Source organism: Pusillimonas minor (assembly GCF_014237865.1).
Classification (GTDB): Bacteria; Pseudomonadota; Gammaproteobacteria; order Burkholderiales; family Burkholderiaceae_B; genus Neopusillimonas; species Neopusillimonas minor.
This window is the reverse complement of record NZ_JACJUU010000007.1, coordinates 145,017-171,261: the sequence shown is the minus strand read 5'-3', so window position 1 is coordinate 171,261 and position 26,245 is coordinate 145,017. Positions and strand designations below refer to the sequence as shown.

The following is a 26,245-nucleotide window of genomic DNA, read 5'->3' as shown; positions in this document are numbered from 1 at the left end:
CGAACAGGACCGTGAAACACCTCTGCGCCGATGATAGTTGATTAACGTCTGTGAAAGTAGGTCATCGTCAGGCTTTTATTCCAAAACGCCCCGCAATAACTTTGCGGGGCGTTTTTCTTTGCAGTGCAGGCTACCGGCGTATACTTTAAAGCAGGCCGTGCGCCTTAAGCAGCTGCGCGGTCTCGAATACGGGTAGGCCCATCACGCCGCTGTAGCTGCCTGAAATGCCGGCAATGAACATCGAGGCCTTGCCCTGGATGCCGTAGCCGCCTGCCTTGCCAAACGGCTCGGTACTGCTGCTGTAGGCATTGATTTCAGATGTAGTCAGCGTTGCAAAGGTCACGGCAGTGGTACTAATGCGCTCGTCGCGGCGCCCATGGGTTGTTAAAGTCACCACCGTTTGCACCTGGTGCGTTTTGCCCGACAGGCGTTCAAGCATTTGCCGCGCGTCGTCAACTGACAAGGGCTTGCCCAACACTTCCCCTTCGATGGATACCGTGGTGTCAGCGGTCAGCACCGGCTTTTGCGGTAATCGGGCTGCTTCTATCCATTGAGCGGCCAAATCGGCCTTGTCGTGGGCCGTACGCAGTACGTAGGCTTCAGGTGTTTCGCCGGGGTGCTGGGGTTCGTCGGCGCCAGGCGGCGCAGGCACGATCAGGATATCGTGCGCGACGCCCATGTGCAAAAGTATTTCGTGGCGCCTGGGACTGGCAGAGGCAAGATAAATCGACATGGCGTGTAACAAGGTTAATAGTAGGTATTTTTCCTGCTGACTGGCGCTGTCAAGCATCAGCCATCAGCCATCAGCCATCAGCCATCAGCCATCAGCCATCAGCCATCAGCCCTCAGGCATCAGGCATCAGGCATCAGGCGCAAACGATACGCATGCTGTTGGTGCCGCCGTCGTGCGGCGTGTCGCCCTTCGTAATAATGACCCACTCGCCGGTTTTTAGGTGCCCCTGCTCGACGAGCACGCGCACGGCGGTATCACCGATGGCTTCCCAGGCCACGACGTTGGTATCAAAGGGCAGGGCGTACACACCTCGGAACATGGCGACACGGCGCTCGGTGGCCGGGTGAGACGTATAACAATAAATAGGCACCCCCGACCGGATTCGCGACATGATGAGCGGTGTATGGCCGCTTTCGGTCAGGCTGACAATGGCCTTGATGCCATGAAAGTGATTGGCGGCATACATGGCCGACAAGGCAATGGTTTCGTCGCAACGGTTGAAGGTTTCACCAATGCGATGCTTTGACTTGGTCGTGCCGGGCTCTTGCTCGGCGCCAAGGCAAATTCGGGCCATGGCCGCGACCGCTTCGACAGGATATTGCCCAGCGGCCGATTCGGCCGAAAGCATGACGGCATCGGTGTAGTCGAGAACGGCATTGGCAACGTCGGATACTTCGGCGCGGGTAGGCAACCGGCTCGACACCATGGACTCCATCATTTGCGTTGCCGTAATCACCAGCTTGTTCAGCGTACGTGCGTGCAAAATAATCCGCTTCTGGATACCAGCCAAGCGCGCGTCGCCGACTTCGACGCCGAGGTCGCCGCGCGCCACCATGACCCCGTCGCTGGCTGCGATCAGGTCGTCAAGGGCGGCGTCGTCGGCCACAGCCTCGGCGCGTTCGATTTTGGCAATGATCCAGGCTTGGCTGCCGGCCGCCTCAAGGAGTTCGCGTGCCGTGGTGATGTCGTGCCCGTATCGGGGAAAGGACACAGCGACGTAGTCGAGTTCGAGCTCGGCGATGGTTTTGATGTCGGCCTTGTCTTTTTCGGTCAGGGTGGGGGCAGAAATCCCGCCGCCCCGACGATTGATGCCTTTGTTGTTGGACAAGACCCCGCCCTGGGTAATGGTGGTATAGACTGCGTGCTCGTCGACACGGTCGACCCGCAGCACTATGCGCCCGTCATCTAGCAACAGCTCGTCGTCGGGCCGACAGTCGCGCACCAGGCTTGGGTAGTCAATGCCGACAATCGTGTCGTCGCCTTCGTCGTTGGGGTGCAAATTGGACAACGTAAACGTGTTGCCTTCGACCAGATCGACGTGTTGGTTGCGAAATTTGGCAATACGTATTTTGGGGCCTTGAAGGTCGCCCATAATGGCCACACGTCGTTTGTGCTTTGCCGCCAGGGCGCGTACCAGTTCTGTGCGCTCACGATGATCTTGTGCGCTGCCATGAGAAAAATTAAGCCGTGCAACGTCCATGCCGGCCAATATGAGTTTTTCGATAACCTCAGGGGACGAACTGGCTGGGCCAAGTGTGGCCACAATTTTGGTACGGCGTTTTTGCATGGTCGGGCGCTCTGGTTAGGCCCGATGGTAAGGATGATTGGTGTTGATGGCCCAAGCACGATACAGCTGCTCGGCCAGGACGACCCTGACCATCGGATGCGGTAACGTCATTGAAGACAGTCTTAGAAGACTATCACATCGTCGCTTCAGATCGGCATCAAGGCCGTCGGGCCCGCCGATCAAAAAAACCACATCTTGTCCGCCAGAGCGCCACTTTTCGAGCTCGGCGGCCAGCTTCATCGTGGTCAGATCCCGCCCGTGCTCGTCCAGGGCAATCAGGTAAGCATTGGCCGGGATGGCCGATTCGATGCGGCGGGCTTCGGCCTGCATCATTTGTGCAGGTGTTTTGCCGCTTGTCCGGGGTTCGGGCTTGATTTCTTTCAGTTCAAGCGCGCAGTCGGCAGGAAGCCGGCGCGCGTAATCGCTCCAGGCGCTTTGCACCCAGTCGGGCATGCGGACGCCGACGGCGATCACAATGAGCTTCATGGGTGGGCGCCTGGCTTACAGCGTGTCGTCGTCTTCCTCGTCTTCGTAGGGGCCCAGTTCGGGTTGTGCCGACGACTGGGGCAAGAGTTTGACGTGTACCGGCTTGCCACCCCAGACCTCTTCAAGGTTGTAGTAGCGCCGGATCTCGGGCTGCATGCAGTGGATAACAATATCGCCCAGGTCGAGCAGTACCCATTCGCCGGTATCCTGGCCTTCGAAGGCAACAATGGGGATTTTGTGTGCGCGCGCGGCATCAGCCACGCTGTTTGCCAGCGCACGGGTTTGCCGGTTTGATGTCCCACTGGCAATAATGACCCGGTCAAACATGCTGGTGATGTCGGTGGTGTTAAAGACCTTGATGTCTTGCGCCTTGACGTCCTCCAGGGCATCGATGACAAGGCGTTGTAATTTTTGTAGGTTCATGTGCAGTAGATATGAGGGTTGACGATAGCAGTATCGTCACGATTGATAGAGGCGGTGTTGTTGTATGTATTGCTCGACGGCAGGGTCTACAAATGACTCAATAGCTGTTTTCGAGGCTATGGCGTTGCGGATGTGGGTTGCCGAAACGGGCATGGGTTCGAAGGGAAGCTCGATAATGGGTTTTTTCAGGGTGTCGAGCAGGTATTGCAACGGCGCGGGGGCTTCGAGGGCCGTGCCCGGTCGTTTGGCCACCACCAGGTGGGCGTAAATCAGGATGTCTTCCCACCGGTGCCAGGAGCAAAAATTGGCCAGTTGGTCGGTGCCCAGGACCCAGAAATACTGGGCGTTGCGCGGCAGGCTTTCAAGCGTGTCGATGGTGTAGGTTTTACCGCCACGCTCGATTTCGATGAGGTTGATGACAAGTTTGGGCTGTGCCTGCATGGCCAGCCGGAGCATATCGCAACGCTGGCGGGCCGTCGCCTTAAGTGGTGCCCGTTGCCAAGGGTCTGCCGCAGGGATTAACTGGACCTCATCTAGCAGCAGGCTGTCGCGGGCGGCGGTGGCCAGGGCAATGTGTGCCCTGTGTACCGGGTCGAAGCTGCCACCGAGAAGTCCAATTTTTTTTAAAGCCATTCGCGTGGTTTAAGGTAGGGCGCCAATGCCGCCTCGGGTGTGCCGGGTTCGGGCGCCCAGTTGTAGCGCCAGGTTGCGAGCGGCGGCATCGACAACAAGATAGATTCGGTTCTACCCCCCGACTGTAAACCAAACAAGGTGCCGCGGTCGAATACCAGGTTGAATTCAACGTATCGGCCGCGACGGTAGGCCTGAAAATCACGTTCGCGCTCACCATATTCCAGGTGCCTGCGTTTTTCGACGATAGGCATGTAGGCATCAAGAAAGCAGTTACCTACCGATTGCACCAGTGCAAAGCTTTGGTCGAAACCGCCCTCGTTCAGGTCGTCGAAGAAAATGCCGCCCACCCCGCGGGTTTCGTTGCGGTGCTTTAAATAGAAATACTGGTCGCACCACGTTTTGTAGGCGGGGTACTTGTCGTTGCCAAAAGGCTTAAGAGCGTTGGCGCATACCTGGTGAAAATGCCTGGCATCTTCTTCGAACGGGTAGTATGGGGTCAGGTCGAGCCCGCCGCCAAACCAGAAGACGTCATCGCCCTGGCCGTTTTCGGGGGCACGTGCCACAAACATGCGTACATTCATGTGGGTGGTCGGGATATACGGGTTGCGCGGATGCAAGACCATAGATACCCCCATGGCTTCCCAGGCACGCCCGGCCAGTTCGGGGCGATGCGCGCTGGCCGACGGCGGCAGCGTTTTGCCCTGAACATGGCTGAACAAGACGCCTGCACGCTCAAGCAAGGGGCCGCCTTCTAGCAGTCGCGATAAACCGCCACCACCCTCGTCACGGGTCCAGCTGTCGGACTGGAACGATGTGCCATCTGCGGCCTCGAGGGCGGCAACAATACGCGATTGCAGATCGATGAAGTAATCGTAGGCGGTAGAAACAGGAACGACCATAAAAATTGACCTTGGTATGGTGTGCCCGCAGCATGGGATGCTGCAGGCTGCAGCCGGTTATTCGGCTTCGCGGGGTAGGGCGCGCCAACCGATGTCGGAACGGTATTGCCGGCCATCGAATTGCACGTGGTGTACGGCCTGATAGGCAGCCTCTTGGGCGCGTTTGACCGATTCGCCCAGCGCGGTTACACACAGCACGCGACCGCCCGTGGTTTTAAGGGTGCCGTTATCGAGCGCGGTGCCGGCATGGAAAACGCGACAGGTGTCAGTGTTTTGGGGCAATGCGCTAATGACGTCGCCCGTACGCGGCGTTGCTGGGTAGTTATGAGCGGCGACAACAACGCCCAGCGCGGTGCGGCGGTCCCACTCGATGACGGCGTCTTCGAGGCTGCCATTGACGGCGTGTTCGAATACGGTGGCCAGGTCGCTTTTGATGCGCATCATGATGGGCTGGGTTTCAGGGTCGCCCATGCGGCAGTTGTATTCGAGCACCTTGATGGGGCGCGTTGCATCGGGGCCGTCGCCGATCATGAGGCCGGCGTATAAAAAGCCGGTGTACGGGATGCCGTCTTTGGCCATGCCCTGCAGGGTTGGCTGGATAACTTCGCGCATGATGCGGTTATGCAAGGCAGGGGTGACGATAGGCGCGGGAGAATACGCACCCATGCCGCCGGTATTCGGGCCCTGATCGTTGTCGAGCAGACGCTTGTGGTCTTGGCTGGTGGCCATGGCCAGTACTTGCTGGTCGTCGCACATCACCATGAAGCTGGCTTCTTCGCCCACCAGGCATTCTTCAATAACCACGCGTGCACCCGCTTCACCCAGGGTGCCACCGCCCAGCATGTTGTCGATGGCGTCCAGCGCTTCTTGCTGGGTTTCGGCCACGACAACGCCCTTGCCGGCTGCCAGGCCATCGGCCTTGACCACAATGGGCGCACCTTGCGCTTCGATGTACGCCTTGGCTTTGGCCGGGTCGGTAAACGTTTGATACGCCGCCGTGGGGATGTTATGGCGCATCATGAAGGCTTTGGCGTAGTCTTTCGAGCTTTCGAGTTGCGCCGCCTGACGTGTCGGCCCGAAAATTTTAAGACCAGCGGCGCGGAACGCGTCGACGATACCGGCCGCCAAAGGGGCCTCGGGCCCGACCACGGTATACGCAATGGCTTCGCGTTTGGCGAAGTCGACCAAGGCGTTATGGTCGGTCAGGGCAATGTTTTCGAGCAGTTCGGTGGTGGCGGTACCGCCGTTGCCCGGCGCGACAAATACCTTTTCGACACGCTCGGATTGCGCCAGACGCCAGGCGATGGCATGTTCGCGGCCACCACCGCCAATGACTAGAAGTTTCATAGTGTTAATTTGACCGGAAGTTAATCAGTTTCGTTGAAGACGGCTGTGGTGTAGACCTGTTGAACGTCGTCCAGACCTTCGAGCATGTCGATCATTTTCTGCATTTTTTCGGCATCATCGCCCGTTAACTCGGTTTCGTTCAGGGGTTTCATGACGATTTCTTCGAGCTCGGGGGCCAGGCCGGCGTCGGCGAATGCCGTTTTGACGGCCGCGTAGACGGTAGGCTCGCAGGTGACCTCGATCATGCCGTCATCATCGGTTTCGATGTCGTCGGCGCCCGCCTCAAGGGCGACTTCCATGACTTTCTCTTCGGAGGTGCCCGGCGCGAACAAAAATTGCCCGCAGTGCTTGAACTGGAACGCCACAGAGCCCTCGACGCCCAGATTGCCACCGTTTTTTGACAAGGCGTGCCGTACTTCGGCAACGGTGCGCATGCGGTTGTCGGTCATGCAGTCGATGATGACGGCCGCGCCGCCAACCCCATAGCCTTCGTAGCGGATTTCTTCGTAGTTGGAGTCGTCCCCGCCGCCCGTGCCCCGGGTGATGGCCCGCACGATATTGTCTTTGGGCATATTGGCCGCTGTGGCTTTGTCCCAGGCCAAACGCAAACGCGGGTTGGCGTCTGGGTCGGGGCCGCCGGCGCGCGCCGCAACGGTGATCTCGCGGATGATTTTTGTCCAGATTTTGCCCCGTTTGGCGTCTTGACGCCCTTTACGGTGCTGAATATTTGCCCATTTACTGTGTCCGGCCATATGCGTGATCTGTGGTTTGTCTGAATAAAGATTATGATTTTAGCGCGTTCAACCAACTCTCAAGGTAACCCTCATGGCTGATCCTATTGTTCTGGGTAAAAATGCAGTAACCGAAGTGCGGCTGCTGCCCGCGTTGGCCAATCGTCACGGCTGCATCACGGGTGCCACAGGCACCGGTAAAACGGTTACGTTGCAGGTCATGGCCCAAGCGTTTTCACAAGCCGGGGTGCCGGTGTTTCTGGCCGATGTCAAAGGCGACCTCAGCGGCATTTCGCAGGCCGCCCAACCTAACCCCAAACTTCAAGAGCGCCTTAATCGATTGGGTCTGCCCGAGCCGGTGTGGGGGGGCTGTCCAGTAACGTTCTGGGATGTCTTCGGCGAAAAAGGGCACCCGGTACGCGCCACGGTGTCTGATATGGGCCCGCTTTTGCTGGCCCGCATGCTTGAACTCAACGATACCCAAGAGGGCATCCTTAACCTGGTGTTCAAGGTGGCTGACGACGAAGGACAATTACTGCTCGACCTGAAAGATTTGCGCGCCATGCTGCAAAACGTCGCCGATCGGGCGGCCGAAATCCGTACGCAATACGGTAATGTGTCGGCGGCCTCTGTCGGTGCGATACAGCGCAGTCTGTTGCGGCTCGAATCTCAGGGGGCCGAGCAATTCTTCGGCGAACCGATGCTCGACATTCATGATCTGATCCGCGTTAACGAAAAAGGCCAGGGGGTTGTCAATATTCTTGCGGCCGATCGCCTGATGCAGTCGCCTCGGCTGTATGGGGTGTTTTTGTTGTGGATGCTGGCCGAACTTTACGAAACCTTACCTGAGGTCGGCGATCTTGAAAAACCCAAGTTTGTGTTTTTCTTCGATGAAGCCCACTTGCTGTTTTCCGATGCGCCTCGCGCGCTTGTCGAGAAAATCGAACAAGTTGCGCGCCTGGTTCGTTCAAAGGCTGTGGGCGTCTATTTTGTGACCCAGAATCCGCTGGATATCCCAGAAACAATATTGGGGCAGCTGGGTAATCGGGTGCAACATGCGTTGCGTGCTTTTACGCCGCGCGACCAGAAGGCGGTTCGGTCGGCGGCGCAAACCATGCGGACTAATCCTGGCCTTGATATCGAGGCAGCCATTACAGAGCTGGGGGTGGGCGAGGCGCTGGTGTCGGTGCTCGACGAAAAAGGCCGCCCCACCGTCACCGAGCGCGTCTGGATGGTGGCTCCCGGAAGCCGTATTGGTCCGGCCACCGACGCCGAGCGCGGAGCCATTCGGGCCGCATCGTTGTTGGGGGGCAAATACGACAAGGCCGTCGATCGTGAGTCGGCCTACGAAGTACTGCTTGAGCGCGCCAACCGGGGTGTTGCCGATGCCGCGCCCGAAAAAAAAGAGGCCGGCGGGCAAGACAGCGGGGTTGTGGGTGCTGTCAGCGACTTTTTGTTTGGCAGCACCGGCCCGCGTGGCGGGCGTCGAGACGGCGTGGTGCAATCGGTGGCCAAAAGCATGGTCAGGCGAGCCGCCACGCAGTTGCTGCGCGGCGTGCTGGGCTCGCTGACCGGTCGTCGTTAGTCTTCGAGGTGGTAACGCTGCACGCGCTCGACTTCGTTTTTAGAACCCAAAATGACGCCGATGCGCTGATGCAGCCCGTCGGGGGTGACGTCAAGGATGCGTTTGTCGCCATCAATGGCCGCACCGCCGGCCTGCTCGACCAGAAAGCTCATGGGGTTGGCTTCGTACATCAGACGAAGCTTGCCTTTTTTGCCTGAAGCGCGAGCGTCTCGCGGGTACATGAAAATGCCGCCACGCGTCATGATGCGGTGTACGTCGGCCACCATCGATGCGATCCAGCGCATGTTGTAGTCTTTAGCCAGGGGGCCGGTTTTGCCGGCAAGGCAATCGTCGATGTAACGCTTGACCGGCGACTCCCAGTGGCGCATGTTCGACATATTGATGGCGAACTCGGCGGTTTCTTCGGGGATCTGCATGTTTTCCGAGGTCAAGACCCACGACCCCATTTCGCGGTCGAGCGTAAAGCCCACAACGCCCGTGCCCACCGTAAGCACCAGCATGCTTTGCGGGCCGTACACGGCATAGCCGGCGGCCACCTGGCGGCTGCCGGGCTGCAAAAAGTCTTTTTCTTCAATGTCGCGGCCGGCCGCGTCGGCGGGCGCCTGCAGCACCGAAAAAATCGTCCCGATGGATACGTTGACATCGATATTTGACGAGCCGTCGAGGGGATCGAACAACAGCAGGTATTCGCCTTTGGGGTAACGGTGCGGAATGCGGTGGATGGTTTCCATTTCTTCTGACGCCATGGCGGCCAAATGCCCGCCCCATTCGTTGGCTTCCAGCAGAATTTCGTTCGACATGACGTCGAGTTTCTTCTGGACTTCGCCTTGAACGTTTTCGCTTTCAAGGCTGCCAAGGACGCCGCCCAAGGCGCCTTTGCCGACGGCGTGACTGATGGCTTTGCAGGCGCGGGCTACCGTTTCGATCAGCAGGCGAACCTCTGCGGATACGGCGCCTTTAAGGCGTTGTTGTTCGACCAGATACTGGGTCAGGGTTTTGCGTTTCACAGCGTGCTCCTGTGTGATTGAGAGTATTTGTTATGCAATGCCGGGGTTATGCGGCGCGTTAAAGCGTTAGCGCCTTCGAGATGATTTCGTAGACGTTGCGCGACAGCGATGGCCTTTGCATGATCTTTTCGAGCTGAAGCTTGATGGCCTGGCGCTCTTTGGGAACAAGTCTTCCCCAGTGATCGAAGGCCCGTGCCAGTCGTGCGGCGATTTCGGGGTTGATCTGGTCCAGTGCCATGACCTGTTCGGCCCAGAAAGCATAACCTGCTTCGCAGTACACGCCCTGAATATTGTTCAGGCAAAACTGGAACACCAGAGACCGGGCGCGATTCGGGTTGCGCAATGTAAACGCGGGGTGGGCCATCAGGGCCTGGACATCGGCGACTGTGGTGCTTGACGCCGTGGCCTGCAAGGCAAACCAGCGATCGATGACCAGCGGGTTGGCTTGCCATTGATCGTAGAAGTGGGCCAAGGCGCGGGTTTTGACATCTTCGGGCGCGTGATTGACCAGCGGTGTCAGCCCCCCCATCCGGTCGGTCATGTTGTCGGCGTTGTAATACTGGCGTTCAGCGCGTTCTAGCGCGCCCGACACCGTAGCGGCAACCTGGTAGGCCAGGGCGCAGTTTTTAAGCGCGCGGGCTCCTGCTGACGCGGCGTCGGGACTGTAGGTTTGGCCATCCAAAGTAGCGCACATGTCGTCATACAGCGTTTGCCAGGTGTCTTGCAGCGCTTGGCCCAATTGCCGGCGCAGGGCCCGTCGGGCCAGCGCCAGGGCGGGTGGGTTGATGGGCGACATTTTTTCCAGCAGAACACGTTCTGAGGGCAGGGTAAAGACGCGTGTCTTATAAGCCGGGCTGAGCGATGCGTCGCCAGCGATATCGGCCCAGGTTGCGGCCAGCAGGTCGATGGCGGCTTTTGCGGTGCCGCTTTGCCCCTGTTTGCCGGCCATGGCCAACAAGCAGCGGGTGGCCAGGCTCTGCCCGGCTTCCCAGCGCGAGAACGGCTCCGGGTCTTTTCTGGCCAGCAAGGCTAGTTCTTCGTCGGTGTAGTTGTATTCGACGATGACCGGGGCCGAGAAGTTGCGCAACAGCGACGGTACCGGGCGCTGGGTCACGTTTTTGAACACCCAGGTTTGTGTGGTCTGGGTAAGGTCAAGCACGAGCGTTTCGCCGCTTAGGCCGTCGGTTTCAAGCAAAATTGGGCTGCCGTCGGCACCCAGCAGGCCCAACGCAAACGGAATATGCAGCGGTGGTTTGGCCACGGCGGGGTTCTGTAATTTTTCGACGCCAACGGGGTCACACCGTTGGCTAAGGGTCAGCACGCATTGTGCGGTCTGGGGGTCGTATTGAAGGTCTACGCTCACGCGGGGCGTTCCGGCTTGTGCGTACCAGCGTCGAAACGCGGCCAGGTCTTTGCCGGGCGCCTGCTGACGGTAGACGCTATCCATGGCATTGACGAAGTCGTCGCAGGTGACCGCTTGCCCGTCGTGCCGACGGAAGTACTCGGCCATCCCGGCCTGAAAACCGGGTTCGCCCAACAGGGTGTGCTGCATCCGGATGACTTCAGCGCCTTTTTCGTAGACGGTGGCGGTATAAAAATTGCCGATTTCCTGGTAGCTGTCGGGGCGGATCGGGTGCGCCATTGGGCCGGCGTCTTCAGGAAACTGCGCCGTACGCAAGGCAGTGACATCATCAATACGTTTGACGGTGCGGGCGCTCAGGGCGGCACTGTCGGGCAGCCCGCGCGCCATCATGTCTGCCGAGAACTCCTGGTCGCGAAACACCGTAAGCCCTTCTTTTAGCGAGAGCTGGAACCAGTCGCGGCAGGTAATCCGGTTGCCCGTCCAGTTATGAAAATACTCGTGCCCAATGACGCTTTCGATGGCCTCAAAGCTGGCGTCGGTAGCCGTTTGGGCGTCGGCCAGGACGTAAGCTGAGTTGAAAATATTCAGCCCTTTGTTTTCCATGGCCCCCATGTTGAAGTCACGCGCCGCGACGATCATGAAACGGTCCAGGTCGAGCTCGAGGTTAAAGCGGCTTTCGTCCCAGAGTACCGAACGTTCGAGGCAGTCGAGCGCCCATGCGGTGCGGGGATAGTCGCCTTTGTCGCAGTAAACCTGAAGCAGTGCCTGGCGGCCGCTGCGGGTGGTGATGGTTTTTTCGCGGCAGTCGAAGTCACCGGCAACCAGGGCGAACAGGTAGCAGGGCTTGGGGTGGGGGTCTTCCCAGACCGCCTGGTGACGGCCGTCGGGCAGCGCCTGGTGGTGCAGCAAATTGCCATTTGAAAGCAAATGCGGAAATTGAGTTTTGTCGGCCTGCAGGGTGACGGTATAACGCGACATGACGTCGGGGCGGTCTGCAAACCAGGTGATTCGTCGGAAACCTTCGGCCTCGCACTGGGTGAACAGACTGTGCCCCGACTGGTACAAGCCCATCAGGGAGGTGTTTTCGGCGGGGCGGCAAGTGCTGATAATTTCCAGCGTGAATGCGGCTTTTTCAGGGTGCAGGATGAGTTGGTGGTCGTCCAGCTGATAGTGCTCGGGTGACAAGACATGGCCGTCAATGCTGATTGATATCAGGTTCAGCGCCTCTCCGTTCAAGACCAGCGGCGCTGCTTCGGGGTGAATGCGCTCGACGCTCAGGCGGCTGTGCACCTGCGTTAACCCGGGCGCCAGGTCGAAGGTCAGGTCGACTGTCGGAATTCGAAAAGGATAGGGGGTGTAGTCTTGCCGCAGAATGGTGGGTGCCGTGTCAGTACGCATAGTTGTAAACCTGTTGGGTGAACCGCACAATGTAACGCAGTGTTTACGCTGCAGACGCAGCTAAAAGTGTATTGTAATGTTTGGGTCGTTATACAACTTGCAGGGAAGGTGTCATCATGCGTTTCACGTTATTTAGGGCATTCTGGGCCCGTTTTCTGGCTGTTTTTGCAAGCGTGCTGTTTTTGGGCGGTTGCGCGTCGACTTTGTCTGCCCGTGTGACCACATATGCGCAGTGGCCGGCCGATGTGCAAGGGCAGTATTACCGTTTGCACCCCCAGCCGGGCCAGCAAAATAATCTCGAATACCAGGCTTATGCCGATATGGTCAGAGCGTCGGCGGGCCGCACAGGGTTAATCGAAGCGACCGGAAATCAGGCCGCGCGCTTTGAGGTTTCGTTCAGTTATCAGAACCCGGTCAGCCAGACCTGGGTGCAGCAGTATGCCGACCCCTACTTCGGGCCGCCCCTATACCCTTGGGGCGGTTATTACGGTGGGCATTTTGGCTTTGGTGGGGGCGTGTTTTATTCGCCACCGGTTGTTAATGTGCCGGTGACTGTTTATAAAAACACATTAACGTTGGTCATTAAAGATAAAACCCGTGATGGCGCCGAGGTGTATCGATCGACAGCAGTCAGTGTGTCGTCAGAAGATAATTTAAACCAGGTAATGCCTTACCTGGTTCGCGCCATATTCGATGGGTTTCCGGCAAATAACGGCAGCACCCGCGATATTTCGTACGAAATATCGCGTTAGGTGGGTGTTGTGGTTGGCTGCGGGCGCCGTTTTGGCTTAGGGCTGAATTAAAAAGTGGTCGCGAGGTTTGCCGGCAGCCTCGGCGTCGGTAATCCAGCGTGGTGGCTTGCCACGGCCCGTCCAGGTGTCGCCGGTTTCGGGATTTTTAAATTTTGGGGGCACCGTTTTTTTGGGTTTTGGATCGGCCGGTTTTGCAGACCTGCGCGACTTGTTGTTAAATGCCGCCGCAATGTCTTCGGGCGTTATTTGGTAGTCTCGCATGTCGCGCACAATGGCCTTGATAATAGGGGCGCGTTGTTTGGCTTTAAGTGCTTCAGCCTGCTTTTGCAGTCTGACAATTTCTTTTTCGATTTTTGACTGTAAAGCAGCATAAGAATCGCGTGTCATGTTTGGCCTGTTATGTGTTATTTGAACTGAAATCGTTTTGTTTTGCCCCTAGATTTTAAATAAAAAAAATTCATTTTCAAGTTCGGTTTGTTTGTTCTGGTCTGTGATTTTTTTCGAGTGTCTTGTTCATTAGAGTAATTAAAAAATAAACTCTTTTTAATCAATTGCTTGCTGTTTTTGTTTGCGCTAAAAATTTTTTAATTAACTCAATCAAATTTATAATGGTTTTATCAGGTATTTAAGGTGGTGTGATTATGTCGGGTGGTCAGGGTTTTCGTGTGGCGGCTTTGCAAACTGTGTCGTCGGCTTCGGTAGACGATAATCTATTGCAGGCCGGGCAATTAATAGAAAGGGCTGCCGGCGACGGCGCCAGCTTATTGGCTTTGCCCGAATATTTCTGTTTGATGGGGCATCACGATTCCGATAAGGTGACTATTCGCGAAAAACCCGGCAGTGGGCCTGTGCAAGATTTTTTGGCCGAGCAGGCGCAACGCCATGGGGTATGGCTGGTGGGCGGCACATTGCCCCTTGAAAGCCCCGATACCGACCGCATCTACAACACGACACTGGTGTTTAACCCCGCGGGCGAGGTCGTGGCGCGCTACGACAAAATCCATTTATTTGGTTTTCGTAAAGGCACCGAGGCTTACGACGAATCGGTGTCTATTCGCCCAGGCGAAAACCCGCCGCAAAGTTTTGAAACGCCGGTCGGTAAGGTCGGCTTGTCGATCTGCTACGATTTACGCTTTCCCGAGTTGTATCGGGCATTTGGCGCGGTGTCTCTTATTGTTGTCCCGGCCGCATTTACCTATACCACCGGTTCTGCGCACTGGGAAACCCTGCTCAAGGCCCGCGCTATCGAAAACCAGTGCTATGTGCTGGCTGCGGCCCAAGGGGGCAAACACCAAAATGGTCGCCGTACCTGGGGCCATTCCATGTTGGTTGATCCTTGGGGCGACGTGGTCGATTGTGTCGCCGAAGGGCCCGGCATTGCCGCCGGCACACTCGACCTGCAGCGCATGGCCGACGTCCGCAACGCCTTACCGGCCTTGCAGCACCGTGTACTCTGAATCTTATTAAGGTAGTTGTCCATCTATGAAAATCTCTGAACCCGGTATTACCGCCCTGGCGACGGCAAAGTCGCTCTTGCTCGACCCGTGGGGGCTGAGCGAAGCCGACATGGCGCGGGCGCTGGGCGAAATTTTTACCCGCAAGGTTGATTACGCCGATTTGTACTTTCAGTACACACGCAGCGAAGGTTGGAGCCTGGAAGAAGGGATCGTAAAAACCGGTAGTTTCTCTATTGGTCAAGGGGTGGGTGTACGCGCCATCAGCGGCGAAAAAACTGCATTTGCCTATTCCGATACGCTTTCGCCCGACGCGCTGTTGTCGTCGGCGCGCGCGGTACGGTCTATTGGCGCTAAAGGTTCGGGCAAACAAAAAATTGTGGCCGGCCCCAAAGACTTCGATCACACCCTCTATCCCTTTGTCGACCCGGTCACTACGCTGTCGGCTCCCGAAAAAGTTGCTTTACTCGAGCGCGTCGAAGCCATGGCGCGTGCGGTCGATCCGGCCATTATTCAGGTCATGGCCGGGTTGGGCGCCGAGTACGACGTCATCATGGTGGCGGGCAGCGACGGCCGTCTGGCCGCCGATGTGCGGCCGCTCGTGCGGCTGTCTCTTACGGTTATTGCCGAGCGTAACGGCCGTCGCGAAATGGGGCATGCAGGCGGCGGCGGGCGCGCCGGGCTCGAATACTTCACCGACGATATCTTGCGCAGCTATGCCCAGCGGGCAGCCCACGAAGCGCTGACCAACCTGGAGGCGGTCGCAGCGCCTGCCGGCGAAATGACGGTCGTGCTGGGTTCGGGCTGGCCGGGTATTTTGCTGCACGAAGCCGTCGGCCATGGGCTCGAGGGCGACTTCAACCGGAAAGGCTCCAGTATTTTTTCGGGCCGAGTGGGCGAACGTGTGGCTGCAAAGGGCGTTACCGTGGTCGACGATGGCACGCTGGCCGACCGGCGCGGGTCACTTAATATCGACGACGAAGGTAACCCCACACAACGTAACGTGCTGATCGAAGACGGTATTTTGAAGGGCTACATGCAAGACACCATGAACGCGCGTCTTATGAAGACGCCCGTGACGGGTAACGGGCGCCGCGAGTCGTTTGCGCATTTACCCATGCCGCGCATGACCAACACCTACATGCTTGGGGGCAAAACGCCGGCGCAAGAAATCATCGCGTCGGTAAAAAAAGGTCTGTACGCCGTCAATTTCGGCGGCGGGCAGGTCGACATCACCAGCGGCAAGTTCGTGTTCTCGGCATCCGAAGCCTACCTTATCGAAAATGGTCGGGTCACTCGCCCTGTTAAGGGGGCAACGCTCATTGGTAATGGCCCCGATGCCATGAATCGCGTTGGCCTGGTAGGCGACGATATGCAACTAGATTCGGGTGTGGGTACCTGCGGCAAAGAGGGCCAAAGCGTGCCGGTCGGTGTCGGCATGCCCACGATTCGTATCGATGGCCTTACCGTTGGGGGCACGGCTTAGGGTCAACCTGCTGCGCGTCTGTTAATCAGGTAAAGCGTTTCTACCCGATCCTAATCATCAGGGCCGGGCATTAAACAATCAGGGCGGTGTCCAAATGGTTTTGGGCGCCGCCTTTTGTTTTGCCTTGCGGGCACACCATTTACCCTTGACAGCAATCTTTAATGCCCTTATAGTTTCGGTGCGAATTAATTTTATTGGAATGTTTCGTACCATGACGAATACGCCAGAAAACATCCAGGCCTACGACCTGCGCATCTTGCGCGCACTGCGCCGTATTACCCGTGCGGTGGCGCTGCATTCGCGCCAGCTCTCGGCCGTCAGCAACATCACGGCGCCACAGCTTATCTGTCTGCGCGCCGTGGTCGAAAACAGTCCGCTAACGGCAACAGCCATCAGTCGCGAGGTACACGTTAGCGCCAGTACCGTGGTCGGTATTCTCGACCGCCTTGAAGACAAAGGTTTGGTCCGGCGCGAGCGCGGCCGCGAAGATCGTCGTATTGTTTTTGTTTCGGCAACCGAAGCCGGCATTGCGCTGGCCAAGGGCACGCCCTCGCCATTGCAGCAAAAGCTGGCCGACGCCCTGAACGAGCTGCCCGAGCTCGAGCAAGCCACCATTACCTTGTCGCTCGAGCGTATTGTCGACCTGATGGAGTCCGGCGGCGTTGCGCCGCCCGAATCAGCGGCCGATCTGGCTTCGCCCATTCTCGAAGTTCCCGACACGGGCGCGCTGCCCGAGTCTGGTCTGGCGGTTGAATGAAGCCCGCCATGACGACAGACGATTCATCAATAGCAATCGCGGCCAATACTGACGCAAAAGTCATGCCTGCATTGCGCCGGCCGCAACTTGACGACGCCAAAGCCATTCATGGCCTGATCCGGGCCTGCCCGCCGCTCGACGTTAATTCGCTTTACGTTTACTTGCTGCTGGCGCATCACCACCCCGACACTTGCGTTGTCGCTCAGGCGCCCGGGGGCGAGCTGCAAGGGTTTGTATCGGCTTATGTGCCGCCGGCAACGCCCGACGTATTGTTTGTCTGGCAGGTTGCCGTGCACGAAAGTGCCCGCGGTCTGGGCCTGGGGGGCGCCATGCTTCGGTCTTTGTTCGAGCGCCCATCGCTGTCCGGGGTCCGGTTTATTGAAACCACCGTTGGGCCCGACAACGCAGCCTCGCGTGGCATGTTTTCCTCGCTGGCCCGTCGCCTTAAAACGCAAATCAACGAATCTGCGCTGTTTGAAACGCATCACTTTGGCGAACAGGCCCACGAAGAAGAAAGACTGCTTCGTTTGGGGCCGCTGGCCCTGCCGGGCTAGTGCAGCGGGTGGGTCGGCCACTTGGGCCGCCATATACGCCACGCAATGTTTCACTTCATTAATAAGAAAGCCGGTCACCGGTCGTTCAATTTTTCCGGGCTAAGCCCCTTCAAAATCGAGAGGAAACCACAATGATGGATTTAAATATTTTTGACCGGATGGAGTCTGAAGTTCGAGGCTACATCCGGTCCTTCCCCGTTATCTTTAGCAAAGCAAAGGGGTCTGTGCTGTTCGATCAGGAAGGTCGCGAGTATCTCGATTTTTTCGCTGGTGCAGGCACCTTGAATTATGGCCACAACAACCCCGTACTGAAAGAAAAGCTGATCGAGTACGTTGCAGATGACGGTGTGGTCCATGGCCTTGATATGGCGACCGATGCCAAAAAATACTTTATGGAAACCTTCGAGCGTGTGCTGCTCAAGCCGCGCGGTTGGGATTACAAAATGCAGTTCACCGGCCCGACAGGCACCAATGCCGTCGAAGCCGCACTCAAGCTGGCGCGCCTGGTCAAAGGCCGTCAAAACGTGGTTGCCTTTACACACGGCTTTCATGGCGTGAGTGGCGGTTCGTTGGCTGTGACCGCCAACCAGAAATTCCGTGACGCAGCCGGCGTGTCGTTGGCCAACACCACGTTTGTGCCCTTCGACGGCTATATGGGCCCCGACTTCAACACAATCGATTATTTCGAGCGCATGTTGGAAGACCCCAGCAGCGGTATGGATCTGCCCGCTGCCGTGATTGTTGAAACGGTTCAGGGCGAGGGCGGTGTCAATGTGGCAACGCACCGCTGGTTGCGCGACCTTGAAAAGCTCTGCCGCAAGTACGACATGCTGCTCATCGTCGATGATATTCAGGTCGGTTGCGGTCGCACAGGCAGTTTCTTCAGTTTTGATTCGGTGGGTATCAGCCCCGATATCATCACGCTGTCCAAGTCATTGTCCGGTTTTGGTCTGCCGATGTCGCTGGTGCTGATGAAGCCCGAGCTCGACGTCTGGAAGCCTGGTTCTCACAGCGGCACTTTCCGCGGCAACAACCTTGCATTTGTTACCGCAGCTCAGGCTCTCGATAGCTACTGGGCCGATAACCGCTTTGAAAAAGAGGTTGGCCGAAAGGCTGAAATCGTACGTGATCGTCTGGAAAGCATTGTTCAGAGCTATCCGTCAGCAGGCCTGAGTGTTCGTGGCCGTGGTTTGATTCAAGGTCTGGTGACGCCGGCCGACGACGACCTTGCCAATGCCATTTCGGCCAAGGCGTTCGAGCATGGGCTGGTAATTGAAACATCAGGCGCCAATGACGAGGTTCTTAAGTTGTTGCCTGCCCTGACCATTGAAGAAGAGCAGCTGAAGAAAGGGCTCGAAATTATTGAGCGCAGCGTGGCGGAAGTGTTCGAGGCCCGCGGCGTCAGTGCAAAAGTTTTGAAATTTGGAGGTAAGCGTCGATGATCGTCAAGAATGTTAAAGATGTAATTGGTACCGACCAGGAAGTGGTTACCGAAAACTGGCTGAGCCGCCGTGTTTTGTTAAAAAAAGACGGCATGGGGTTTTCGTTTCACGAAACGATTATTTTCCCGGGTACCGAGACGCACATTCACTACAAGAACCATCTTGAAGCCGTGTGGTGCGTTGAGGGCGATGGCGAAATTGAAACTATTGCCGACGGCAAAAAGTATGCACTTGGCCCAGGCGTGGTCTATGCACTCGACCAGCACGACGAGCACTGGCTGCGTGGCGGTAAAGAGCCTTTGCGTGTGATTTGTGTGTTCAACCCGCCTATTACCGGCAAAGAAGTACACGATGCCGACGGCGTGTATCCCGCCGAGGTCGCCGACGCGGTTTGATTTGTTCCAGGAGGACTGTATGACAACACTACAAGATATTTATTCTTCGCGTGATGCCAACACGTCAGCCATTATTGCGCGCCAGGACCCTGTCGTTTATGCCCAGGGTACCTACGCTCAGGCGCTGACCGAAGCGCAGCTCGAATCCTATGCCCGGGATGGCTTCATCGTCTTGCACGATGTGTTCAACCCGGACGAGGTGCAGGCAATGCTGGCCGAGGTCAAGCGCATGAGCGAAGACCCGGATGTCGTGAAGCTCGATGAAGCCATTACCGAACCCGGCAGCGATGCCGTACGTTCGATATTCCGGATGCACGAGCTGAGCGACATGGCGTCCGGGCTGGCGCGTGACCCGCGCCTTATTCACGTGGCGCGCCAGGTGTTGGGTTCCGAGGTATATATTCACCAGTCGCGGGCAAATCTTAAGCCGGGCTTCAAAGGTAAAGAGTTTTATTGGCACTCCGACTTCGAAACCTGGCATGTGGAAGACGGTATGCCGCGTATGCGGGCGTTAAGTTGTTCGGTGCTGCTGACCGACAACAACGCGTGCAATGGCCCGCTCATGCTTGTGCCAGGTTCGCACCAGCAGTTTATTGCCTGCCAGGGCGAAACCCCCGATAACCACTACAAGCAGTCGCTGAAAAAACAAGAGTTCGGTGTACCCGACCCAATCAGCTTGCAACTGTTGGTAGAGCAGGGGGGGATACAGGCGGCGACTGCGCGGGCCGGGTCGGTGATTTTCTTCGATTGCAACACCATGCATGGTTCGGCCAGCAACATTTCGCCTTGGCCGCGCGCCAATGTGTTCATGGTGTACAACAGCATCGAAAACACACTCGAGGCGCCCAGAAACGGCCTTAAGCCGCGTCCCGAATACATTGCCACCCGCAAGAAATTTGTTCCTCTCGAGCCACTCGAAGCCAAGGCAGCCGCTATCTGACCGGCAAAGGCATTGATGGTTTGTTTGGCGTTGTGAAGCGTTTGCTTTCGCAACGCTTTTTTTATGTCAGCTTAAGGAATGCGCGGGTCCGCGCTTCACGCGGCGCGGTGAACAGGGTTTCGGGGTCGCCTTCTTCGACAATTTCTCCTTTGTCGAAAAACACAACCCGGTCGGAAATCTCCCGGGCAAACTGCATCTCGTGGGTGACCAGCAGCAACGTCAGGTCGTCTTCGCTGGCCAGCCGCTGGATGACCTGCAACACCTCGCCCACCAGCTCGGGGTCGAGCGCCGAGGTGGGCTCGTCGAACAGCATGATGCGTGGTTTCATGGCCAGGGCGCGTGCAATGGCCACGCGTTGCTGCTGGCCGCCTGAAAGCTGACGCGGGAACTTGTCGGCATGGTCGGTAAGCCCGACCAGCGCCAGATAATGTTCGGCGCGTTCGTTGGCTTCTTGTTTGGATAGCCCCAGCACATGGATCGGGGCTTCGGTGATATTGCGCCGTACGGTCATGTGGGGAAACAGGTTGAACTGCTGAAACACCATGCCCATGTGTTTGCGCATGTCGTGCAGGTGTCTGGCCGAGGCAGGCATCAGTGCACCGGCTTTCTGTTCGTGCCATAGCGGCTGGCCGGCCACATAAACCACACCCGAGTCGATCGGTTCGAGCGTCATGAGAATGCGCAGGACGGTGGACTTTCCTGAGCCCGACGGGCCGATAATCGTTACTTTCTCGCCGGCCTCGATGGCGAGGTTCAGACCGTTCAGGACGCGAGCCTCGCCGAACTGTTTGACGACATTGTCAAAGCGGATGATGGGGGTGTTCATCGTAACGGTATCCCTTGTTGCGGCAAACGCTTGTCCAGAACGCGAATGCCGGCGGCGGCCACAAGCGTCATGAGCAGGTAAAGCCCGCCCACCATGGACAGCGGTATTAAATAGTTAAACGTGCGATCGCCGATAATCTTTGCCACATTGAGCATCTCCAGCACCGATACCACCGACAGCAACGGGACGTCTTTCATGATGGATACCAGGTAGTTGCCCAGCGCCGGGATGATTCTGGGTATGGCTTGCGGCAGGACGATGATGCGAAACGTGTGCAGGCGTGAAAAATCAAGTGCCTTGGCGGCTTCGTGCTGGCCGCGGGGTATAGCCTCGATGCCTGCCCGGTACACTTCGGAGGTGTAGGCGCTGTATTGCAGGCCCAGGGCCAGGGCGCCCGTCATGAAGGCGGGCAACACAATGCCGTAGTCGGGCAACACGTAGTACAAAAAAAACAGCTGGATCAGTAAGGGTGTGTCGCGCAAAAACTCGCTGACGAACCGGGCCGGCCACGACACAACGCGCAAGGGTGCGCTTTTCAGGGCGGCAAGCAGCAGGCCGAATAACGCCGCCAGTACAAACCCGATAACCGTCGCCTGCAGCGTCACCCAAAGGCCGCGCAGCAAGATGGGCAAGATCGAGGCCGCGAAGAGCCAGTTCGAGTCGGTGTTCCATTCGATACCAAACAGCATGGTGTGGTCCTTTGCGGCGTTACGAGTGGCGCCAGCGGCCAACATGGTGTGCCAGCAGTTTCATCAACGCTGCAAGCATCAGTGCCATGCCAAAGTACATGAACAGCAGCAAGGTATAAACGGTTGTGCTGTCTTGGGTGAAGTTACGGATTTGTTCAGCCCGAAAGGCCAGGTCGCCCAGGCTTATTAGCGACACCAAGGCGGTGTCTTTAAGGTTTTGTATGGCCAGGTTACCGAAGCTCGGCATCATTTCGGGGAGGGCCTGCGGCAGGCAGATGCGCCACAATGTCTGGCGATCTGTAAAGTTCAGTGCTCGCGCCGCTTCATGTTGGTCTTTCGATACCGATTGCAACGCGCCGCGTACAACTTCGGCCCCATAGGCGCCAATATTCAATGCCAGGGCGATGGTGCCGGCCAGCATCGGGTCAAGCCGAAAATCAAGGCCCAGGGTTTCGCCAAGCAGGGGCAGGGCGAAGTAAATCCAGAAAAGCTGCACCAGAAGCGACGTACCGCGGAACAGCTCGATGACGGCGATACTGGGCAGGCGAAGCCAGGTGTGTTTTGAAAGGCGCCCGATGCCCAGCGTAAACGACAGCAATGCGCCCAGCAGGGTGGAGTAGACCGCCAACTGGGCGGTGACCCATGCCCCCTCGAGCAGTGGCGGCAAGTAGCTTATGAACACAGTTGTTGGGTCGTGCGTTGTGTCGACTGTTCAATATCGGCCTCAGAGAAGCCGTAGTTACGCAAAATGGCCTGCCATTCATCGGTTTTCTTGAAGGCGGCCAGCGCTTCGTTTACGGCTTGCTGCAGCGATTCTGAGCCCTGCGCGAAGGTAAAGGCGCCCCAACTGCGTACCGGCGCGCCGCCAATGACCGGGTCGGAGAAATTGGCGGCCTGCTCGACCTTGTCACTTTTGGCGGCCAGTTCGGTCACGGTAAGGCTGGTGGCAGCGTAAGCGTCGGCTCGTCCGGTTGCGACCGTCGATATGGCGTCGGCGTTGTTTGCAATGGTCACCATGTTTGCTTCGGGTACGCCCATGGCTTGAAGCATTTCAAGTTGGTCAGCGCCCGCCATAATGGCCACTTTCATACCGGGTTGGCTGAATTGCTGGAAGCTGTTGATGTTTTTGGGGTTGTCGCGGGAGACAAGCAAGCCCTCGCCATATGAGGTGTTGGGTTCGGAAAACAAGACTTGCTGACACCGTTGCGGCAAGATGGCCATTTCGGCTGCCACCATGTCGAACCGGCCGGCTTTCAGCCCCGGAATCAGCGCGCTGAAGCTGGCTGTTTCCCATTTGATGCTCTTGATGCCCAAGGCTTTGACGATGTGCCGGGCAACGTCGGGCCCCGCGCCTTTGGCCTCGCCCGACAGGTCGGTGTAGCCGTAGGGGATTTCGTTAGCCACGGCGATACGGATCGTGCCGCGCTCGCGAATTTGCGCGAGGGTGTCACTGTGAGCGGGTATGGCCCAAACCCAAACTAAGGCAAGAGCAGCCAGGCGACGCGCGACGTTGCTGAATGTTGGCATGTGATCCTCTTCTTTTTATGGTTTCATCATCAATGATACGAAGAAAAATCATAGCGCACATAATCATTTGTATACAAATCAATAAGTCGTTGCGGATCGGACTGTTCTTGTGCTAGGATAGGCCCCTATGTACCGTGCTACGAACTTTTTCTTCTTTTATTTTTTTACTTTTCCGACACGTCTGGTGGGGGAAGGGAAGAAACGTATTACCTCGTAGCAAACAAAATTCCCAAAAAGCCGCCAGCGTCGCTAGGCGGCTTTTTTTGTATCGTTCAGGAGTCGCAAGTGCCTTACAACACCGATGATCTACGTATCCGAGAAATCAAGGAGCTTAGCCCGCCCGCGCATGTCATGCGCGAGTTTGCTGCCACCGAGGCGGTCTCGTCAACCGTTTATGCTGCGCGGTCGGCCATCCACAATATCCTGCACGGCACCGATGACCGTCTGGTCGTGGTAATCGGGCCCTGCTCGATTCATAATGTCGATGCCGCCCTTGAATACGCGGGGCGCCTGAAGGCGCAGCGCGACCGCTTCAGTGGCGAGCTCGAGATCATTATGCGGGTGTATTTCGAGAAGCCGCGCACGACGGTTGGCTGGAAAGGGCTAATCAACGATCCTGGCCTTGACGGCAGCTTCAACATTAACCTGGGTTTGCGCACCGCGCGCGAATTGCTGTTGCAGGTCAATAGCCTGGGCTTGCCTGCCGGTTGCGAGTTCCTCGACATGATTACCCCGCAATACATTGCCGACCTCGTCTCTTGGGGGGCGATTGGCGCGCGCACCACCGAGAGCCAGGTTCACCGCGAGTTGGCGTCGGGGTTGTCGTGCCCGGTGGGGTTCAAGAACGGGACAGACGGCAACATCAAAATTGCCGTCGACGCCATCAAGGCAGCTTCGCAACCACATCACTTCCTGTCGGTCACAAAAGGGGGGCATTCGGCCATTGTGTCTACCGCCGGCAACGAAGACTGTCACGTTATTTTGCGTGGTGGCAAGCAACCTAACTACGACGCCGCCAGCGTCGAGGAAACGTCGGCCGTACTGGCCAAATCGGGCTTGCGCCCGCGCATCATGATTGATGCCAGCCATGCCAACAGCAATAAAGATTACCGCAATCAACCGGCGGTCATCGACGACGTCGCGCGTCAAATGGAAGCCGGCGACGAGCGCTTGTTTGGCGTCATGATCGAAAGCCATCTGGTCGAGGGCCGTCAAGATCTGGTGGCCGGGCAACCCCTGGTGTATGGCCAGAGTATCACTGACGGCTGTGTTGACTGGGATTCCTCCGTGCGCATGCTCGAGCGCCTGGCCGCGGCGGTCAAGAAGCGTCGCGAGGCCGTCGCCAGCGTCCTCGACAACTAACAAAGGTTTTATTGCATGTCAGCACAGTCTGCCTCGAAGGGGCGTGTTGTTATCGGTATGTCAGGCGGGGTCGACTCGTCGGTGTCTGCCTGGCTGCTCAAGCAACAAGGGTACGAAGTGGTCGGTCTTTTCATGAAAAACTGGGAAGATGACGACGACTCCGAGTATTGCTCGTCGCGGCAAGACTGGATCGACGCCGCCAGTGTGGCCGATTTGCTGGGTATTGAAATCGAGGCCGTCAACTTTGCCGCCGAGTACAAAGACCGGGTATTTGCCGAATTCTTGCGGGAGTACTCCGCCGGGCGCACGCCCAACCCCGACGTCTTGTGCAACGCCGAAATCAAGTTCAAGGCGTTTCTCGATCATGCCATGTCGTTGGGGGCCGAGCGCATTGCCACAGGGCACTACGCGCGTGTCCGCGAAGTGCAGGGTGCCGGCGGCCCGCAGTGGCAATTGCTCAAGGCGCTCGATCACACCAAAGATCAAAGCTATTTCCTGCATCGCCTGAATCAGGCCCAGTTGTCGAAAACTTTGTTTCCGTTGGGCGAAATCCCTAAAACTCAAGTGCGCGAAATCGCACAGCAGTTGGGCTTACCTAACGCAGCCAAGAAAGATTCCACCGGCATATGTTTTATCGGCGAGCGTCCATTTCGGGAGTTTCTTAACCGATATTTGCCAACACAGCCGGGCCCCATCAAAACACCCGATGGTAAAACCATCGGACGCCATCAGGGGCTGGCGTTTTATACGCTGGGGCAACGCAAAGGCTTGGGCATTGGTGGTGTGAAGGGGCATCAGAGCGACGATGGTACGGCGCAGGCCTGGTACACCGCACGCAAAGACCTTGAAAACAATGTGTTGTATGTGGTCCAGGGGCATGATCACCCCTGGTTGTTGCAGCACACGTTACAGGCCCAAGATGCCAGTTGGGTGGCGGGTCATGCGCCAAAAGCCGGTGCCTTTGGTGCGAAAACGCGCTACCGGCAGGCCGATGCCGCGTGCGCACTCGAGTCTGCCACTGAAGAGGGTTGCTTTACCTTGCGCTTTGACGACGCTCAGTGGGCGGTGACTCCGGGGCAGTCGGCGGTTTTGTACGACGGCGATGTCTGCCTGGGCGGCGGGATCATCATCTGACGCCTGTATGGGTGTGGTCTGTACGGCGCCTCTTGATGGCAAAACGTTAAGCCCAACGCTAAAAGGCCCGGAATTGTCCGGGCCTTTTAGCGTTGGGCTTAACCGTGTTCACAGTTGAACTGTGCGTAAAACTTACGAGGGCAATTTGGGAATGGTTGCCGAGAACGATGGTCGCGTCAGGAGTTTGGTGTACAGCGCAGCCAAATGCGGGTAGGTTTCACGCCAGTTAAGGTCGGGCATGCGAAAGTCGAGAAAACCCAGGGCACAGCCCACCGCGACGTCGGCCAGACTAAGGTTAACCCCCATACAGTAGTTGTTTGGGCCCAGGCTGCGCTCCATCGAGACCAGCGCCGACGTAATCTTGCCGCGCTGGCGTTGTATCCAGTCTTCGCTGCGCAGGTGCTCGGGGCGACGTCCTTCGGCAACAATGGTAACGCCCGCATCGAGCAGGCCGTCGGCAATGGCTTCCCAGCATTTTGTGGCGGTGCGGTCGCGCCCGCTTTGCGGCAGCAAACGTCCTACGGGCGACAGCGTATCGAGGTACTCGACGATAACGCGGGAATCGAAAATGCTGCCGCCGTCGTCGGTGACCAGACAGGGCACCTTGCCCAACGGGTTGTATTCTTTGATTTTGGTGTCGGCCGCCCAGACATCCTCAAGAACCAGCTCGTAGTCGAGCTTTTTCTCTGCCATGACAATGCGAACTTTACGTACGTATGGGCTGGTCAGCGAACCGATAAGTTTCATGGCGAAAT

The 26,245-nt window shown here is 57.5% G+C and carries 27 protein-coding genes; 11 read left to right on the top strand and 16 right to left on the bottom strand.

The window, feature by feature from the left end; translation table 11 throughout:
- Positions 1 to 145: 145 nt before the first annotated feature.
- From GTU67_RS10520 to GTU67_RS10485, 8 genes are all read right to left on the bottom strand, one after another.
- Complete coding sequence (locus GTU67_RS10520; RefSeq protein ID WP_185780022.1) at positions 146 to 733, bottom strand: Maf family protein; 588 nt, start codon at positions 731 to 733, stop codon at positions 146 to 148.
- 133 nt (positions 734 to 866) lie between these two features.
- Positions 867 to 2,300: a pyruvate kinase gene (pyk, locus tag GTU67_RS10515; protein ID WP_185780021.1), complete on the bottom strand. Its 1,434-nt coding sequence runs from the start codon at positions 2,298 to 2,300 to the stop codon at positions 867 to 869.
- A 15-nt stretch (positions 2,301 to 2,315) separates the two neighbouring features.
- Complete coding sequence (gene rlmH / locus GTU67_RS10510; protein ID WP_185780020.1) at positions 2,316 to 2,786, bottom strand: 23S rRNA (pseudouridine(1915)-N(3))-methyltransferase RlmH; 471 nt, start codon at positions 2,784 to 2,786, stop codon at positions 2,316 to 2,318.
- 15 nt (positions 2,787 to 2,801) lie between these two features.
- Positions 2,802 to 3,209 carry a ribosome silencing factor gene (rsfS, locus tag GTU67_RS10505; RefSeq protein WP_185780019.1) on the bottom strand — a complete coding sequence of 136 codons (408 nt, stop codon included), beginning with the start codon at positions 3,207 to 3,209 and terminating at the stop codon, positions 2,802 to 2,804.
- A 36-nt stretch (positions 3,210 to 3,245) separates the two neighbouring features.
- On the bottom strand, positions 3,246 to 3,842 hold the full coding sequence (nadD, locus tag GTU67_RS10500; RefSeq protein WP_185780018.1) for a nicotinate (nicotinamide) nucleotide adenylyltransferase: 597 nt from the start codon (positions 3,840 to 3,842) through the stop codon (positions 3,246 to 3,248).
- Entirely contained in the window at positions 3,833 to 4,741 is a 909-nt protein-coding gene (gene hemF / locus GTU67_RS10495; protein ID WP_185780017.1) for an oxygen-dependent coproporphyrinogen oxidase, read from the bottom strand. The genes nadD and hemF overlap by 10 nt, the downstream gene beginning before the upstream one ends.
- A 57-nt stretch (positions 4,742 to 4,798) precedes the next feature.
- A complete protein-coding gene (purD, locus tag GTU67_RS10490; RefSeq protein WP_185780016.1) occupies positions 4,799 to 6,088 on the bottom strand; it encodes a phosphoribosylamine--glycine ligase in 1,290 nt (429 codons plus the stop codon).
- A 20-nt stretch (positions 6,089 to 6,108) separates the two neighbouring features.
- The gene (locus tag GTU67_RS10485; protein ID WP_185780015.1) at positions 6,109 to 6,840 is read right to left on the bottom strand and encodes a YebC/PmpR family DNA-binding transcriptional regulator; all 732 of its coding nucleotides are present in this window, start codon (positions 6,838 to 6,840) and stop codon (positions 6,109 to 6,111) included.
- A 73-nt stretch (positions 6,841 to 6,913) separates the two neighbouring features.
- Here GTU67_RS10485 and GTU67_RS10480 point away from each other — a divergent pair, with 73 nt between their 5' ends.
- Positions 6,914 to 8,404 (top strand): helicase HerA-like C-terminal domain-containing protein, encoded by a 1,491-nt coding sequence (locus GTU67_RS10480; RefSeq protein WP_185780014.1) that lies wholly within the window; start codon positions 6,914 to 6,916, stop codon positions 8,402 to 8,404.
- Here GTU67_RS10480 and GTU67_RS10475 read toward each other — a convergent pair.
- Positions 8,401 to 9,411, bottom strand: a complete 1,011-nt coding sequence (locus tag GTU67_RS10475; RefSeq protein ID WP_185780013.1) for a class 1 fructose-bisphosphatase — start codon at positions 9,409 to 9,411, stop codon at positions 8,401 to 8,403. The two genes, GTU67_RS10480 and GTU67_RS10475, sit on opposite strands and share 4 nt — an antisense overlap.
- Positions 9,412 to 9,469: 58 nt before the next feature.
- Complete coding sequence (gene pepN, locus GTU67_RS10470) at positions 9,470 to 12,172, bottom strand: aminopeptidase N (RefSeq protein ID WP_185780012.1); 2,703 nt, start codon at positions 12,170 to 12,172, stop codon at positions 9,470 to 9,472.
- Positions 12,173 to 12,288: 116 nt separating this feature from the next.
- On the opposite strand from pepN, the gene GTU67_RS10465 reads away from it, so the two are divergent.
- Positions 12,289 to 12,924, top strand: coding sequence for a DUF4136 domain-containing protein (locus tag GTU67_RS10465; protein WP_185780011.1), 636 nt, complete (start codon positions 12,289 to 12,291; stop codon positions 12,922 to 12,924).
- 36 nt (positions 12,925 to 12,960) lie between these two features.
- On the opposite strand, the gene GTU67_RS10460 is transcribed toward GTU67_RS10465, so the two are convergent.
- The gene (locus tag GTU67_RS10460) at positions 12,961 to 13,311 is read right to left on the bottom strand and encodes an H-NS histone family protein (RefSeq protein ID WP_185780010.1); all 351 of its coding nucleotides are present in this window, start codon (positions 13,309 to 13,311) and stop codon (positions 12,961 to 12,963) included.
- A gap of 254 nt (positions 13,312 to 13,565) precedes the next feature.
- On the opposite strand from GTU67_RS10460, the gene GTU67_RS10455 reads away from it, so the two are divergent.
- From GTU67_RS10455 to thpD, 7 genes are all read left to right on the top strand, one after another.
- Positions 13,566 to 14,381 (top strand): carbon-nitrogen hydrolase family protein, encoded by an 816-nt coding sequence (locus GTU67_RS10455; protein ID WP_185780009.1) that lies wholly within the window; start codon positions 13,566 to 13,568, stop codon positions 14,379 to 14,381.
- Between the two features lie 25 nt (positions 14,382 to 14,406).
- On the top strand, positions 14,407 to 15,864 hold the full coding sequence (gene tldD, locus GTU67_RS10450; protein ID WP_185780008.1) for a metalloprotease TldD: 1,458 nt from the start codon (positions 14,407 to 14,409) through the stop codon (positions 15,862 to 15,864).
- A 211-nt stretch (positions 15,865 to 16,075) separates the two neighbouring features.
- Entirely contained in the window at positions 16,076 to 16,621 is a 546-nt protein-coding gene (locus GTU67_RS10445) for a MarR family winged helix-turn-helix transcriptional regulator (protein WP_185780007.1), read from the top strand.
- A gap of 8 nt (positions 16,622 to 16,629) precedes the next feature.
- On the top strand, positions 16,630 to 17,175 hold the full coding sequence (ectA, locus tag GTU67_RS10440; RefSeq protein ID WP_249417679.1) for a diaminobutyrate acetyltransferase: 546 nt from the start codon (positions 16,630 to 16,632) through the stop codon (positions 17,173 to 17,175).
- 134 nt (positions 17,176 to 17,309) lie between these two features.
- Entirely contained in the window at positions 17,310 to 18,617 is a 1,308-nt protein-coding gene (ectB, locus tag GTU67_RS10435; protein ID WP_185780030.1) for a diaminobutyrate--2-oxoglutarate transaminase, read from the top strand.
- Positions 18,614 to 19,012, top strand: coding sequence for an ectoine synthase (locus GTU67_RS10430; RefSeq protein ID WP_093971338.1), 399 nt, complete (start codon positions 18,614 to 18,616; stop codon positions 19,010 to 19,012). Before ectB ends, GTU67_RS10430 begins: the two co-directional genes overlap by 4 nt.
- Positions 19,013 to 19,031: 19 nt before the next feature.
- Positions 19,032 to 19,952, top strand: coding sequence for an ectoine hydroxylase (thpD, locus tag GTU67_RS10425; protein WP_185780005.1), 921 nt, complete (start codon positions 19,032 to 19,034; stop codon positions 19,950 to 19,952).
- Between the two features lie 61 nt (positions 19,953 to 20,013).
- Here thpD and ehuA read toward each other — a convergent pair whose 3' ends face one another.
- The 4 genes from ehuA to ehuB are packed head-to-tail and all read right to left on the bottom strand — an operon-like array spanning position 20,014 to position 22,994.
- Positions 20,014 to 20,778 (bottom strand): ectoine/hydroxyectoine ABC transporter ATP-binding protein EhuA, encoded by a 765-nt coding sequence (ehuA, locus tag GTU67_RS10420; protein ID WP_185780004.1) that lies wholly within the window; start codon positions 20,776 to 20,778, stop codon positions 20,014 to 20,016.
- Complete coding sequence (gene ehuD, locus GTU67_RS10415; RefSeq protein WP_185780003.1) at positions 20,775 to 21,467, bottom strand: ectoine/hydroxyectoine ABC transporter permease subunit EhuD; 693 nt, start codon at positions 21,465 to 21,467, stop codon at positions 20,775 to 20,777. The genes ehuA and ehuD overlap by 4 nt, the downstream gene beginning before the upstream one ends.
- 19 nt (positions 21,468 to 21,486) lie before the next feature.
- Positions 21,487 to 22,143 (bottom strand): ectoine/hydroxyectoine ABC transporter permease subunit EhuC, encoded by a 657-nt coding sequence (gene ehuC / locus GTU67_RS10410; RefSeq protein ID WP_185780029.1) that lies wholly within the window; start codon positions 22,141 to 22,143, stop codon positions 21,487 to 21,489.
- Positions 22,140 to 22,994 (bottom strand): ectoine/hydroxyectoine ABC transporter substrate-binding protein EhuB, encoded by an 855-nt coding sequence (gene ehuB, locus GTU67_RS10405; protein ID WP_185780002.1) that lies wholly within the window; start codon positions 22,992 to 22,994, stop codon positions 22,140 to 22,142. Before ehuB ends, ehuC begins: the two co-directional genes overlap by 4 nt.
- A 285-nt stretch (positions 22,995 to 23,279) precedes the next feature.
- Here ehuB and aroG point away from each other — a divergent pair, with 285 nt between their 5' ends.
- Together aroG and mnmA are read left to right on the top strand one after the other, a co-directional pair.
- Complete coding sequence (gene aroG, locus GTU67_RS10400) at positions 23,280 to 24,356, top strand: 3-deoxy-7-phosphoheptulonate synthase AroG (protein WP_185780001.1); 1,077 nt, start codon at positions 23,280 to 23,282, stop codon at positions 24,354 to 24,356.
- 15 nt (positions 24,357 to 24,371) lie between these two features.
- Positions 24,372 to 25,490: a tRNA 2-thiouridine(34) synthase MnmA gene (gene mnmA / locus GTU67_RS10395; RefSeq protein ID WP_185780000.1), complete on the top strand. Its 1,119-nt coding sequence runs from the start codon at positions 24,372 to 24,374 to the stop codon at positions 25,488 to 25,490.
- Positions 25,491 to 25,622: 132 nt separating this feature from the next.
- On the opposite strand, the gene GTU67_RS10390 is transcribed toward mnmA, so the two are convergent.
- Positions 25,623 to 26,237: a glutathione S-transferase gene (locus GTU67_RS10390; RefSeq protein WP_185779999.1), complete on the bottom strand. Its 615-nt coding sequence runs from the start codon at positions 26,235 to 26,237 to the stop codon at positions 25,623 to 25,625.
- Positions 26,238 to 26,245: the final 8 nt, after the last annotated feature.

Coding starts and splice junctions, on each gene's coding strand:
- GTU67_RS10520 (WP_185780022.1), bottom strand. CDS start 733: ATGTCGATTTATCTTGCCTCTGCCAGTCCCAGGCGCCACGAAATACTT.
- pyk (WP_185780021.1), bottom strand. CDS start 2,300: ATGCAAAAACGCCGTACCAAAATTGTGGCCACACTTGGCCCAGCCAGT.
- rlmH (WP_185780020.1), bottom strand. CDS start 2,786: ATGAAGCTCATTGTGATCGCCGTCGGCGTCCGCATGCCCGACTGGGTG.
- rsfS (WP_185780019.1), bottom strand. CDS start 3,209: ATGAACCTACAAAAATTACAACGCCTTGTCATCGATGCCCTGGAGGAC.
- nadD (WP_185780018.1), bottom strand. CDS start 3,842: ATGGCTTTAAAAAAAATTGGACTTCTCGGTGGCAGCTTCGACCCGGTA.
- hemF (WP_185780017.1), bottom strand. CDS start 4,741: ATGGTCGTTCCTGTTTCTACCGCCTACGATTACTTCATCGATCTGCAA.
- purD (WP_185780016.1), bottom strand. CDS start 6,088: ATGAAACTTCTAGTCATTGGCGGTGGTGGCCGCGAACATGCCATCGCC.
- GTU67_RS10485 (WP_185780015.1), bottom strand. CDS start 6,840: ATGGCCGGACACAGTAAATGGGCAAATATTCAGCACCGTAAAGGGCGT.
- GTU67_RS10480 (WP_185780014.1), top strand. CDS start 6,914: ATGGCTGATCCTATTGTTCTGGGTAAAAATGCAGTAACCGAAGTGCGG.
- pepN (WP_185780012.1), bottom strand. CDS start 12,172: ATGCGTACTGACACGGCACCCACCATTCTGCGGCAAGACTACACCCCC.
- GTU67_RS10465 (WP_185780011.1), top strand. CDS start 12,289: ATGCGTTTCACGTTATTTAGGGCATTCTGGGCCCGTTTTCTGGCTGTT.
- GTU67_RS10460 (WP_185780010.1), bottom strand. CDS start 13,311: ATGACACGCGATTCTTATGCTGCTTTACAGTCAAAAATCGAAAAAGAA.
- GTU67_RS10455 (WP_185780009.1), top strand. CDS start 13,566: ATGTCGGGTGGTCAGGGTTTTCGTGTGGCGGCTTTGCAAACTGTGTCG.
- tldD (WP_185780008.1), top strand. CDS start 14,407: ATGAAAATCTCTGAACCCGGTATTACCGCCCTGGCGACGGCAAAGTCG.
- GTU67_RS10445 (WP_185780007.1), top strand. CDS start 16,076: ATGACGAATACGCCAGAAAACATCCAGGCCTACGACCTGCGCATCTTG.
- ectA (WP_249417679.1), top strand. CDS start 16,630: ATGACGACAGACGATTCATCAATAGCAATCGCGGCCAATACTGACGCA.
- ectB (WP_185780030.1), top strand. CDS start 17,310: ATGGATTTAAATATTTTTGACCGGATGGAGTCTGAAGTTCGAGGCTAC.
- GTU67_RS10430 (WP_093971338.1), top strand. CDS start 18,614: ATGATCGTCAAGAATGTTAAAGATGTAATTGGTACCGACCAGGAAGTG.
- thpD (WP_185780005.1), top strand. CDS start 19,032: ATGACAACACTACAAGATATTTATTCTTCGCGTGATGCCAACACGTCA.
- ehuA (WP_185780004.1), bottom strand. CDS start 20,778: ATGAACACCCCCATCATCCGCTTTGACAATGTCGTCAAACAGTTCGGC.
- ehuD (WP_185780003.1), bottom strand. CDS start 21,467: ATGCTGTTTGGTATCGAATGGAACACCGACTCGAACTGGCTCTTCGCG.
- ehuB (WP_185780002.1), bottom strand. CDS start 22,994: ATGCCAACATTCAGCAACGTCGCGCGTCGCCTGGCTGCTCTTGCCTTA.
- mnmA (WP_185780000.1), top strand. CDS start 24,372: ATGTCAGCACAGTCTGCCTCGAAGGGGCGTGTTGTTATCGGTATGTCA.
- GTU67_RS10390 (WP_185779999.1), bottom strand. CDS start 26,237: ATGAAACTTATCGGTTCGCTGACCAGCCCATACGTACGTAAAGTTCGC.